12 protein-coding genes are annotated in these 12,483 nt (G+C 51.6%); 5 read left to right on the top strand and 7 right to left on the bottom strand.

Annotation, left to right across the window (positions count from 1 at the left end):
• The first annotated feature begins 61 nt into the window (after nucleotides 1-61).
• Both GM556_RS03320 and kdsA read left to right on the top strand, forming a co-directional pair.
• Entirely contained in the window at nucleotides 62-1,705 is a 1,644-nt protein-coding gene (locus GM556_RS03320; RefSeq protein WP_155573058.1) for a CTP synthase, read from the top strand.
• Complete coding sequence (gene kdsA / locus GM556_RS03315) at nucleotides 1,702-2,529, top strand: 3-deoxy-8-phosphooctulonate synthase (protein ID WP_266137703.1); 828 nt, start codon at nucleotides 1,702-1,704, stop codon at nucleotides 2,527-2,529. The genes GM556_RS03320 and kdsA overlap by 4 nt, the downstream gene beginning before the upstream one ends.
• Here kdsA and GM556_RS03310 read toward each other — a convergent pair.
• Nucleotides 2,520-3,002, bottom strand: a complete 483-nt coding sequence (locus GM556_RS03310) for a DUF3429 domain-containing protein (protein WP_155579238.1) — start codon at nucleotides 3,000-3,002, stop codon at nucleotides 2,520-2,522. The two genes, kdsA and GM556_RS03310, sit on opposite strands and share 10 nt — an antisense overlap.
• Nucleotides 3,003-3,115: 113 nt before the next feature.
• On the opposite strand from GM556_RS03310, the gene eno reads away from it, so the two are divergent.
• Nucleotides 3,116-4,399 carry a phosphopyruvate hydratase gene (eno, locus tag GM556_RS03305; RefSeq protein WP_155579237.1) on the top strand — a complete coding sequence of 428 codons (1,284 nt, stop codon included), beginning with the start codon at nucleotides 3,116-3,118 and terminating at the stop codon, nucleotides 4,397-4,399.
• A gap of 140 nt (nucleotides 4,400-4,539) precedes the next feature.
• On the top strand, nucleotides 4,540-4,866 hold the full coding sequence (locus GM556_RS03300; protein ID WP_155573055.1) for a septum formation initiator family protein: 327 nt from the start codon (nucleotides 4,540-4,542) through the stop codon (nucleotides 4,864-4,866).
• Between the two features lie 81 nt (nucleotides 4,867-4,947).
• Here GM556_RS03300 and rpmG read toward each other — a convergent pair whose 3' ends face one another.
• The 5 genes from rpmG to GM556_RS03275 all read right to left on the bottom strand — a co-directional run bounded on the left by rpmG (nucleotide 4,948) and on the right by GM556_RS03275 (nucleotide 10,725).
• On the bottom strand, nucleotides 4,948-5,115 hold the full coding sequence (gene rpmG / locus GM556_RS03295) for a 50S ribosomal protein L33 (protein ID WP_043561310.1): 168 nt from the start codon (nucleotides 5,113-5,115) through the stop codon (nucleotides 4,948-4,950).
• Nucleotides 5,116-5,263: 148 nt separating this feature from the next.
• Nucleotides 5,264-6,787: a hypothetical protein gene (locus GM556_RS03290; RefSeq protein WP_196424764.1), complete on the bottom strand. Its 1,524-nt coding sequence runs from the start codon at nucleotides 6,785-6,787 to the stop codon at nucleotides 5,264-5,266.
• A 120-nt stretch (nucleotides 6,788-6,907) separates the two neighbouring features.
• A complete protein-coding gene (gene pgsA, locus GM556_RS03285) occupies nucleotides 6,908-7,474 on the bottom strand; it encodes a CDP-diacylglycerol--glycerol-3-phosphate 3-phosphatidyltransferase (RefSeq protein ID WP_266137731.1) in 567 nt (188 codons plus the stop codon).
• A gap of 29 nt (nucleotides 7,475-7,503) precedes the next feature.
• Entirely contained in the window at nucleotides 7,504-9,402 is a 1,899-nt protein-coding gene (gene uvrC / locus GM556_RS03280) for an excinuclease ABC subunit UvrC (protein ID WP_155579235.1), read from the bottom strand.
• Between the two features lie 294 nt (nucleotides 9,403-9,696).
• Nucleotides 9,697-10,725 carry a dipeptidase gene (locus GM556_RS03275; RefSeq protein ID WP_155579234.1) on the bottom strand — a complete coding sequence of 343 codons (1,029 nt, stop codon included), beginning with the start codon at nucleotides 10,723-10,725 and terminating at the stop codon, nucleotides 9,697-9,699.
• Nucleotides 10,726-10,826: 101 nt separating this feature from the next.
• Between GM556_RS03275 and GM556_RS03270 the strand changes: the two genes are divergently transcribed.
• On the top strand, nucleotides 10,827-11,624 hold the full coding sequence (locus GM556_RS03270) for an exodeoxyribonuclease III (RefSeq protein ID WP_155573051.1): 798 nt from the start codon (nucleotides 10,827-10,829) through the stop codon (nucleotides 11,622-11,624).
• A gap of 67 nt (nucleotides 11,625-11,691) precedes the next feature.
• Here GM556_RS03270 and GM556_RS03265 read toward each other — a convergent pair whose 3' ends face one another.
• Nucleotides 11,692-12,393 (bottom strand): response regulator transcription factor, encoded by a 702-nt coding sequence (locus tag GM556_RS03265; protein WP_155573050.1) that lies wholly within the window; start codon nucleotides 12,391-12,393, stop codon nucleotides 11,692-11,694.
• Nucleotides 12,394-12,483: the final 90 nt, after the last annotated feature.

Genomic DNA, 12,483 nt, shown 5'->3' with positions numbered 1-12,483 from the left:
GGGGAAGTTAAGCCATAATCTACTTCCCCTTCCCTGCCTCTTCGCTATATAAGGGCCTCCCATGACGCGCTTTGTTTTTGTGACGGGTGGGGTTGTATCCTCCCTCGGTAAAGGTATCGCCTCGGCAGCTCTGGCTGCCCTCCTCCAAGCTCGTGGGCATAAAGTCCGCATTCGGAAGCTGGACCCTTATCTCAATGTTGATCCAGGCACGATGAGCCCTTATCAGCACGGGGAGGTGTTCATCACCGATGATGGTGCTGAGACAGACCTTGATCTCGGCCATTATGAGCGTTTCACCGGGGAGCATGCCCGCCGCTCCGACAACACCACAACGGGGCGGATTTACTCCAACGTCATCGCGCGCGAGAGGCGCGGCGATTATCTTGGGGCTACAGTTCAGGTCATCCCGCATATTACCGATGCGATTAAAGAGGCCGTTGTCTCCGATACTGATGGCTATGACTTCGTCCTTGTCGAGATTGGCGGGACAGTCGGCGATATTGAGAGCCTGCCCTTCCTAGAGGCGATTCGCCAATTACGGAATGATTTGGGCCATGAGAACACGATGTGCGTGCATCTCACCCTTCTGCCCTATATCCCCTCCGCGGGAGAATTAAAGACCAAGCCAACGCAACATTCTGTCAAAGAATTGCAAAATGTTGGCTTACAACCACAGATTCTCCTCTGCCGGTCCGATAGACCCATCCCGCAAACAGAGCGGCAAAAAATTGCCAGCTTCTGTAATGTTCGTCCTGAAGCTGTCATTGCCGCTTTGGATGTCGATACAATCTATGCCTGCCCTATTGCGTATCATGAACAAGGGATGGACCGCGAAGTCCTCCGTTATTTTGGCCTGCCACATGATACCGCACCAGACCTCTCCCGCTGGGAGAAGATTGTCCGTGGTGTGCGTGAGCCTAAAGGGGAAGTACGCATCGGGATTGTTGGTAAATACACGGCCTTACTCGATAGCTACAAATCCCTTGCCGAAGCGTTGCTCCATGGTGGAATCGCCCAAGATGTGCGCGTCCATATGAACTGGATTGATGCAGAAAATCTGGAAGACCCCGCCCAACTTGAGAACCAGCTACGCGGCATGGATGGCATCCTCGTTCCCGGTGGGTTCGGCGAGCGTGGCTCGGAGGGGAAAATCAATGCCGTGCGTTATGCGCGGGAAAACCGTATCCCCTTCCTCGGCATCTGCTTTGGGATGCAAATGGCCGTTATCGAATGTGCCCGCTCCCTCGCCGGGTTGAAAAAAGCCTCCTCTACCGAGTTCGGCCCTACAGAAGAACCGTTAGTCGGGCTAATGACGGAATGGGCCCGTGGGACAGAGCTACTCCGCCGCCGCGAAGGGGGCGATTTGGGCGGGACTATGCGCGTAGGGGCCTACCCGGCTAAGCTGGTCGAAGGCTCTCGCGTGGCGGCCATTTACGGTAAAACCGACATCCGCGAACGCCATCGCCATCGCTGGGAAGTGAACGTCCATTATCGTGAAGTGCTGGAGAAAACCTCTCTCCGCTTCTCTGGCATGTCGCCTGATGGTGTTCTGCCTGAAGTTGTTGAATATCCTGACCATCCCTGGTTCATCGGTGTGCAATATCACCCAGAATTGCTCTCTAAACCCTTTGACCCACACCCTCTCTTTAGCGGGTTTATCGGGGCGGCCAAAAAAGAGCATCAAACACGGGAGGATAAGGCGTGAATGTTCCTTTAGGGACATTCAGCCTAGGGCAGGATCAGCCCTTTCGCCTTATTGCTGGGCCGTGCCAAATCGAATCGCGTGACCACGCTTTCTTCATGGCGGAGGCGTTAAGCACGCTCTGCCGTGAGTTGGGTATCGACCTCATTTATAAAAGCAGCTTCGATAAAGCGAACCGCACCTCCCTCCGCGCTGCGCGTGGTGTGGGAATAGTAGAGGGGCTTAAAATCCTCGCCGATATTCGCGCTCATTTTTCAATCCCCGTTCTCACTGATGTCCACGCCCCTGAGCAATGTGCCCCGGTAGCAGAAGCTGTGGATGTCCTTCAGATTCCTGCTTTTCTCTGTCGGCAAACGGACCTCCTCATCGCAGCGGGAAAAACCGGCAAGGTTGTGAATGTAAAAAAAGGGCAGTTCCTCGCCCCCTACGATATGAAACATATCGTTGAAAAGCTGGAATCCACCGGTAATCACCGCATCCTCCTTTGTGAACGCGGGACATGTTTTGGTTATGGGATGCTTATTAACGATATGCGCGCCCTGCCGATTATGGCCCAGACGGGCTATCCTGTTGTGTTCGACGCCACTCATTCCGTCCAGCAACCCGGTGGGTTAGGCCATGCAACTGGTGGGCAGAGGGAGTTTGTCGCCCCCCTCGCCCGTGCGGCTGTTGCAACGGGAGTGAGTGCGCTATTCATCGAGACGCACCAGACCCCTGATACCGCTCCTAGTGATGGCCCTACGATGATCCCCCTTGCCGATATGCGCGCTTTGTTAGAGCCGCTCATCGGCATAGACCGTTTGGTAAAGCAAGGCTCTCAGAACTGACCTTGCGGAGAAAGAAGCGCGAGCGTGAAGCCAATCACGCATAAAATGCTGCTAATCACCCGTACCAGAAAATAACCGGGCGGGAAGTCACCATGCCGGTTTGCGAGTCGTTCTAATAAGATGAGGCTGAGAAAGCCCCCTATTTCCAGCGCAAAACCTATTTTTAAAGAGCCAGAGGCCCCAACACCCATGGCTAACCATCCCCATAAAAACGCAAAACACCCCAAGAGAATCGCCCGCTTATCACGCAGGCTTTCCCTTTTCGGGAGGATGATGGTGGGCTTGCAGGCTAAGAAACCCCAATTCATCGCCCCATAAAAGGGTAAGAGACAGCCCCCATACGTAAGCAAAACGAGTGTTAAATGCGGCAGAGACATGACAATCCCCGCCAAAAAGAGCCAGCCGCCCATTAACAAAGGCAAAACACCGCCAAGCACAATAAGCATGGCTGCCGTGACAGGAAATTGTCGCATCTTAATTGACCTCAGGCCCGGTTTTTGAGACTAAAATAAGGTGTAAGCGGATGTTGCTTCGCGCCTGATGATAGGCCGTGCAGGCTCCGCCGCATAGAGTCAGGAGAAGTCCCTTGAGCGCAATTGTTGATATTATTGCCCGCGAAATTCTGGACAGCCGTGGTAACCCGACTGTTGAGGTAGATGTTGAACTAGCCTCCGGTGTGACCGGCCGCGCTGCTGTTCCCTCTGGTGCCTCCACCGGTGCCCACGAAGCTGTGGAGCTGCGCGATGGCGACAAAAAACGCTTCCACGGTAAGGGCGTCCTGAAGGCTGTCAACGCTGTTAACACAGAGATTGCCGATAAGCTGCGTGGCATGGAATCTGAAGACCAGATTGCCATTGATAAGGCCATGATTGAGCTGGATGGCACACCAAATAAAGGCCGCTTGGGTGCAAACGCCATCCTCGGTGTTTCCCTCGCTGTTGCCCGCGCTACAGCTGAGGAGCTGGACCTGCCGCTATACCGCTATGTCGGTGGCACATTTGCTCATGTTCTGCCCGTCCCGATGATGAACATCATCAATGGTGGTGAGCATGCTGATAATGCTATCGACTTCCAAGAGTTCATGATCCAGCCAGTCGGTGCTTCCTCCGTTGCAGAAGCTATCCGTATGGGGTCTGAAATCTTCGCTTGTTTGAAGAAAGAGCTGCACAAGAATGGCCTGAACACCAATGTGGGTGACGAAGGTGGGTTTGCGCCTAACCTAAACTCCACAGAAGATGCTCTCGGCTATATCGAGAAAGCCGTTAAAGATGCTGGCTATAGCTTTGGTAAAGACATTACCCTTGCTATGGACTGCGCTTCCACAGAGTTCTACAAGAACGGCCGTTACGAGATGAAGGGTGAAGGCAAGAGCTTCTCCTCCAGCGAGATGGTCGATTATCTGGAAGGCCTGACCAAGAAGTTCCCGATTGTTTCCATCGAGGATGGTCTTGCTGAGGATGACTGGGAAGGTTGGCAAGAGCTTACAAAGCGTCTCGGCGACAAGATTCAGCTCGTTGGTGACGATTTGTTCGTAACAAACCCTGAGCGTCTTGCTGAAGGCATTGAGAAGGGCGTTGCTAACTCCCTACTCGTCAAGGTTAACCAGATTGGCTCTCTGACAGAGACATTGCGTGCTGTGGAAATGGCTCAACGCGCTGGCTACACGACTGTGATGAGCCATCGCTCTGGTGAGACAGAGGATTGCACCATTGCTGACCTCGCCGTTGCTGTGAACACAGGGCAGATCAAGACAGGTTCCATGTCCCGCTCTGACCGTATGGCAAAATACAACCAGCTGATCCGCATTGAGCAGCAGCTTGGTGATAGCGCACAATATGCTGGTCGCAACATCCTGAAGACACGCAAGTAATCTTCAGCCATAGGCCATTGGTCTAAAAGAAACCCCGCCCACAAGGCGGGGTTTTTTTATATCCTCTGCGTAACTTGCTTGTTGCAAAAATCCTTTATAGGGTGATTCCGTGATTTTATTTACGAGACGTTAAGGGGGATATGGTGTTCGTCTTTTTACGGCGCAGCGTAAGAGCTATCTGTGCCCCTCTCCTCTTTCTTCTCCTAGCGGCCTATTTCGTCTGGAACGCCCTTCATGGCGAGTTAGGGATTAGGGCCTATCAGCACCAAAAGACCCTACAGGCAGAGGCGCAGCTAGCCTTAGCTAATGCCCATGCGGAGCAAAATATCTGGCGGCGGCGCGTTTTAGCCCTTAATGAAAATGCCCTCGACTCTGATATGTTGGACGAGCGAAGCCGCGCTATGCTGAATGATAGTCTCAAAGGCGATTTAGTCATTCCTTATGGGGATAAACACCCGCTTTATTAAACGCGTCTTCCCATCACCTCCAGATACAAAAAAAGCGGCCCAGAGTGAGCCGCCTTTTTTATAAGATTTCTACGAAGACCCTTACTTAATCTTCGCTTCGCGAAAGACCACATGCTTACGCACAACAGGGTCATACTTACGCACTTCCATCTTGCCTGTTGCTGTACGTGCGTTCTTCTTCGTCACATAAAAATAACCCGTATCTGCGGAAGAAACGAGACGGATCATGATAACATTTGTCTTAGCCATACTACCCTCGGACTGCTGCCGTGATGGGATGCCGCTTCACCATTATTCCAAGCAGCATATTCCCGAATACTTGGACGGGAGAATGATACCTTGTGCCTTTCAGGTCAAGCCTTTTTGGCAGAAGATTCCCCCTAAAAGCAATTATCTTTTATCTATCGCCAAAAGCATCCAAATCATTATAGCGATGACGAGACGCATGATGGCGAGAATGACCATGCTTTACAACACTATGTCCACGGTAGGATGTCCCTTTATGGTAACCGCCCTTCCGCCTCACTGTCATCGTATCTTCCTCTCCTACCCGCTCAGAGAGCTTAATCACATCGCCTTCCCAATCATATCGATTATTCTCTAGCTGTTGAGTAGGCCGTACATAATGCGGTTTTGCATACTCCTCCGTAAGACTTAAACTCTTATCAGAGTGGTGCGTTGTGGCCTTCTTAAAGGCACCACCGCGTATCTCGCTTACGACCTTAATTGTCCCATCCGGTCGGATAAAGGTATAGGTCCCATCCCCATTAGGAATAGAGACCGCCCCCGGTACAAGTGGCTCTACAACCGAAGCCTTTACGTTATCATGACGCCTAGAGACAGTAGAAGCTTTGGTTGCCTCCTCCCCAAAATCATTCCATTGCTGAGGGCTTGCTTCCACACGTTCCGTTTTAGGGGGTACAGTATTTGGCACGGCAGAGGCAATCGGTGCGCTATATGGCGTAGTCTTGGCCGGAGTCTTCTCATGCCTGCTACCATATTCATGTAGCGGCAATGCCCCACCACCAGCTGCGAAAACTGCAGCAACATCCTCACTATACCGAGACGCTTGTGCCGTTACAGGAGGCATCTTCTTCGCCTCCTCCTTGATGGGAGCGTGTACCGGTGCAGGCGGCACAATAACCGGCGCAACGGAAGATGGTGCTTTTTGCGAAGCGATAGGAGCCACAACAGGGGCAGCTGGCATTCTCTCCAGCTTAGCCATTGTCTCCTTATGTTCAGGCTGCGCGGTGGCCTGCCGAGTGGCAGGCAAAGGCGGCACCACAATAAGCGCAGCAGGTGGCGGCGGAGCGACATGCGCCTGCGGAGCTGGAGAAGATGTAGCCTCCTTCTGCACAACCTCCTGCGCCTGAGGCTGGGGCTGAGGCTGAGGCTGAGGCTTTATATCGGGAAGGGGAACAGAATCTACATGGCTTTCGGCCAACAAAGCCTTGGCAGATTGCTCCGCCTTTTTCTGATCCACTGGCTCTAGATAAGCATCAGCATTATCCTGCACATGCGATGGCAAAGGGGTTTCTGCTGGCATAATCGCTTTGCCAGATCCATAGCGTTTGCCAACATCCTCGCCTACCGCTAAACCCTGCCCATCAGCCAACTGATGCTTCAGGTCCGCCTCAAGCTGTGGCCTTAATTGATGCCACTTATTAACGAACTGACTATTGGAGCGGCTTACATCCTGTAAGCTTGGCACAGGCTCTGGCTGGCCGGGCCAAATATCGCCTTCCTCTGGAAGGATAGGGGTTGTACTCGCAACTTCGCCCCGCACACGGCGTGCCACTTCACTCTGTGCATCGGGAGAGTTAGGGTTGCCGATGGGGTTAAACATCTCCCCTGCACGCCTATCCCACCCCGTACAGCTTGCCGTTAAACACGATAAAATAACGAGACTAGCCCGCCTCATCCCATCGCCCTTGGGCATCATCCGGTGCATAATACGTGTTTTATAAGCAGGCTCTGACAAGAGAAGAAGGCGGTAAGCCCCTGCATGGCTATTTGATTTATCTGACTGATATCCCACCTTTTATACCCGCATCCGTGCCATAGTTGCTTTTAAATAACCTGTTCCTGTCAAAAGGGTAGGAATCACAGACAGCCAAAGCAATACTGCCCCCATAAACCCAAAATACCGGGCCACATCATGGAAAGAACTAATACCCCCTTGCCCAAGAATGAGCAAACCTATGGCCACCATTTGTATCCCCGTTTTCCATTTCGCCAAACGAGTTGAAGGGATTGTCTGATTTTGAGAGGCCATATATTCCCGCAACCCACTAATTAAAATCTCTCGCAACATAATCAAAATAGCTGCATAGAGGGACCAAAAATGCAAGCCTCCCAGCCCGGCGAGGGCTAAAAGCAAACTACCCACCAAGAGCTTATCTGCAATCGGGTCCATCATCCGGCCTAAGTCAGACGTTAAACCTTGCCTGCGTGCTAAGGCTCCGTCCAGATAATCCGTCACACATGCCCCAACATATAAGCAAAAAGCAATATCTGCCCAGATGCCACCACCAGCGAGGCACCCGATTAATAACGGGATCACAAGAATACGGAACAAAGTCAGAAGATTGGGAAGATTAAGCACTATGTATCCCTATCCGGCAGGCCATGCCCTAACTATGAATCTAGCCAGGGTTTTTCGGAGACGTCACTTTGCTCTCTTACCCATTCTGGATGGAAATATCCATAAATGACCTGCGCCATTTCACGATTAATTCCCGGTACATGTTCTAACTCCTCTATTGCCGCTTGGCGCACCTGCCGAACAGACCCAAAGCGTGTCAGCAATGCCTTCTTCCGTGCTGGGCCAATGCCGGGCACATCATCCAACCCTGAGCGCGTTAACGCCTTAGAGCGACCAGCCCTATGGGTTGTAATCACGAAGCGATGCGCCTCATCACGCAGGCGTTGTAGATAATATAAGACAGCATCATTAACAGGTAATTGAAATGGCTCCCGCCCTTCGACAAAAAACCACTCTCGCCCCGCATTGCGATCCACCCCTTTCGCAATCCCCACAATCGGAATGGAGGACAGGCCCTTCTCCTCAAGCATCTCTTTTACGACTCGTACTTGGCCTTTGCCGCCATCAATCAACAACAGATCTGGCCATGCCTCACTCCCTGCATCCTCCATACTTAATTGTGCAAAACGGCGGCTCATAACCTCCTTCATCATTCCAAAATCATCGCCCGGTGCCACAGGACCACGAATGGAAAACTTACGGTAAGCCCGTTTTACAAACCCCTCCGGCCCGCCAACAATCATCGCCCCATAAGGGGCTTGGCCCATCAGATGAGAGTTATCATACACTTCGATACGTTTTGGCGGCGCAGGAAGACCAAACAAATCCGCCACCTTTTCCAAAAGAGCCGCCTGTCCTGCTGTCTCTGCTAAGCGGCGTTCTAACGCTTCGCGCGCATTGAGGACGGCATGATCCAACACATCTTTTTTCTCCCCCCTTTGTGGTTGGAGTATCTGCACCTTATGCCCGCGCTGTAGTGTCAGAGCCTCCATCAACAAAGCATCCTCTTGCGGAGCAAGATTCGTCAATATCTGAGCGGGTGGTTGTTTATCCTCATAAAATTGCAATAAAAAAGCAGAAAGAACATCTGCCGCTGGCTCATCCTTCGCATGACGCGGATAGAAGGCGCGGTTCCCATTATTTCGTCCTCCTCGGATAAAGAAAACCTGTATGCAGCTCTGTCCCGCTTGCTGCCACAAAGCCACAACATCTGCTTCTCGAATAGTAATGGGATTAATCGCACCTGAGGCTCGAAGATTCGCAAAGCCGCGGATACGGTCCCGAATCAGCGCAGCACGCTCAAAAGCCATCTCCTCCGCGGCATCTTCCATCTCTTTTGTGAGCCGTTGTTGAAGCTCCCGCCCTCCACCGCTGAGGAACTCCTTCGTTTGTCCAACTAACGCTTGATATTCCTGCGCGCTAATCCGCTCCACACAGGGGGCAGAACAACGCTTAATTTGATAAAGCAAACAAGGCCTAGTGCGGGATTCAAACACGCTATCGGTGCATGTCCGCAGCATAAAAGCCCGTTGAATCACCTGAATCGTCTGATCCACCGCACGAGATGACGCAAAAGGCCCCCAATAAGTCGCCCCTTTTATCGGTTTCCCCCTTTGGCGCATTAGGCGAGGGTAAGCGTGGTCCCCACTTAGCAACAACCACGGGTAAGATTTATCGTCCCGCAAGAGGATATTAAAGCGTGGCTTCATCCGCTTGATGTAATTGGCCTCTAGCAACAAAGCTTCGGCCTCTGTCCTGGTGACGACAATCTCCATCCCCATAGTAAGCGTCACCATCAGACGAATACGTTCGGATAGGCGAGAGAGATGGGTATAAGAGGTTACACGTTTCTTAAGGTTTAGGGCCTTACCAACATAAAGCACCTCCCCCTTCGCCCCGACCATACGGTAGACGCCCGGACTGTCAGGGATTGTCTTCAGGGCCTTCCGAATCGCAGCCACACCGTGAGGGGATTCAGCCATAATGCTCATTTACCGCCAATTCTTCCTGATTTTATAAGGCTTAGCAAACTCATCCACTATTCCTGTGGAAAAAGCTGTGAATACCCCAAGGGTAAAACGCCGCATCGCAGAGTTTCTCTCCTTTTTGAGAGATTGCCTATTTTTTAGTCACCATCACTAACTATCTGAAAAACAACGATTTATAAAAGGTTTTCTAACCCGTAACATAGATGTTCCCCCCTTTTCCCCCCGATATAACTGTCAATCCCGTTTCTGAAAAAAATAGTGGACAGAAAATACCCAAAACATCGCCAAAAAGGAAAATTATGTTTGACTCTTCGTCATTCTTTCTTCTGCCTTCTCCAAAAGAGTAAGCATATTCTCACCCGCCACAGCGCGAATCTCACTATCATCCAGCCCATGCTCTTGTAATGTTTGGATGAGTTGATGGGTCTCACCAGCATCCTGCCAGCCCTCTATGCCGCCCCCGCCATCAAAGTCGGAGGAGAGACCAACATGCTCCACACCTATCCGGCGGATAACGTACAGCACATGCTTCGCAAAATCCGCCGCTGTGCCACCACCGCCACGTTTTAAAAACGCCCCCATGGCTGTGATTTGGATGAGCCCGCCACTCGCCTTCAACACATCTAGTTGCCCATCATCCAGATTACGCGGATGGTCACACAAAGCCCGCACGCAAGAATGACTAGCAAAAACCGGTACCTCGGAAAGTTCTACAGCCTGCATCATCGTCTTGCGCGATGCATGTGAGACATCCACCAACATGCCATGACGATTCATCTGTTGAATCACACGGCGGCCCAGCGAGGATAAGCCGCCATGTGCTTCCTCTGGGCCTTCTCGTACCACTGCGGAATCCGCTAGGAGATTATGCCCATTATGGGTAAGGGTCATATAACGCACCCCATAACGCTGAGCGAGCCAGCCAATACGGCTATCATCCTCTCCTATCGGATAACCATTCTCCATCACCGGGATGAGCGCGACATCGCCATTTTGCACCGCTTGCCGTATATGCGCGGCTGTGTGACATAGAGCCGCCTCCCCCTCAAGATAATGGGGAACCATATCCTCTATTGCCTCTAACATAGCTTGCGCCCGCCGCCATGCCGCCGCATGACCAGCTTCATCAAGGCCTGCTTGTGGTGTATAGGCTGCTAAACAAGCCGCCCCTAACCCGCCCGCTTTCGCTTTGGGGACCGTAAACCGCCGCTCTACATCTCGCTGGGCGCAATCAGCTTGGTCACGCTTGTGCCAACTGGGAAGGCCATCCGCCGTTTTTTCCTCCCACGGAATATCAATATGCGTATCCATGATGAAAATAGACATCTATAAGGCCCCTTCCTTCGCTATACGCTTCAATGTGGCGTAATAAGCCATAATCGCAAGATCATACTTGAATTTTTCCGCTTAAAGAGGGATCAAAAGCCATGCGTCTTATTACATGGAATATCAATTCACTTCGCCTCCGGCTGCCCCTCTTAACGCGTCTAAGCGAAGAATACGCCCCTGATGTCATCTGCCTTCAGGAAACAAAGGTCCCCGACCCGCTCTACCCCCAAGAGGCGTTAACGGCCCTAGGCTATCCGCATCAGCTTTATCGCGGGATGAAAAGCTATAACGGCGTGACGATTCTATCACGCATACCGTTAGAGCCCGCCCTATCTCATGCACCTGATTGGTGCGGCAAGATGGATTGCCGCCATGTTGCTGCGCGCCTTCATACAGACTCCGGCCCGGTGAATCTTCATAATTTCTACGTCCCTGCTGGTGGCGACATACCAGACCCAGACGAGAACGAAAAATTCGCCCATAAGCTCGCTTTTTTAGAAGAAGCCAAAGAGTGGTTTACAGCCCATCCTCCTAAAAGAAGCATCCTTGTGGGGGATTTAAACATCGCCCCGCTAGAGCATGACGTATGGAGCCATAAACAGCTCCTCAAAATTGTTAGCCACACACCCATTGAGACATCCGGCCTGTTAGACTGGATGCACACAGGCTTTGAAGATGCCATGCGTACTGCCATCCCAGAGCCAGAAAAACTCTATACATGGTGGTCATATCGCAACCGAGATTGGAAGAAATCTAACCGTGGCCGCCGGTTGGACCATATTTGGGCCACGCCAGATATTCTCCCCAATATGCAAAAAATCACCGTTCTCAGCGCGCTACGCGACTGGGAATCCCCCTCCGACCATGCACCGGTCATGATGGACATTACCCTCTAACAATACCACCCTATAAAGAGTGCAGGCTGACCTAACATGATAGGACCAGCCTGCTTTGGAGAACGTCTTACACATTAGGGTTAAGGCAATAGCCCCCACCCTCTGTCAGCAAAATCCCAGCTCGGCCTTGCCCCGGCTCTATCTTTTGGCGAAGGCGATAAATATGGGTCTCTAATGTATGGGTCGTTACAGAGGCGTGATACCCCCAGACCTCATGCAACAGCACATCACGCTCTACCGGCTGCCCTCCTGCGCGATAGAGATATTTAAGGATAGCTGTCTCTTTCTCTGTTAAATGAATCCGCTGACCTGTTTTAGGCTCAAAAAGCTGCTTGTTTGCGGGGCGAAAGACATAAGGACCAATATCAAAAACAACGTCCTCGCTATTTTCAAACAAACGCAGCTGCGCTCTCACACGCGCCTTTAACTCACCAATGCGAAAAGGCTTAGCCACATAATCATTCGCCCCTGCATCAAGACCACGAATGACATCATCTTCATCATGAGATCCTGTCATGATGATAATAGGGATTGCTAACCCCTTTTTACGTAATGCCGCACAAAATTCCCGGCCATCACCATCAGGAAGATTCACATCCAACAAGACAATATTAATCCGCCCCTCAGAACGACCCAACACTTCCTCTGCAAGAGCAAGCGTGGTTGCCCGCTCTACCCGATAAGCCGCTCCTTCTGACAACTGAGCCGCTAAGACGGAACCTAAACCATCATCATCGTCAACAATCAATATTGAGTGCCGCGTATTCATGTCTCAAAAATCCTGTTCATAAATACAGTTCAGTTACAGCCTTGCCCTCAACATCCCCCCAAAAAAGAGCCTGAAAAGCATAGCACTGCT

The organism is Bombella sp. ESL0378 (assembly GCF_009725845.1).
In the GTDB taxonomy this organism is placed as follows: Bacteria; Pseudomonadota; Alphaproteobacteria; order Acetobacterales; family Acetobacteraceae; genus Bombella; species Bombella pollinis.
Note: the sequence above shows the minus strand (reverse complement) of the source record. Positions and strands in the feature narration are given on the sequence as shown.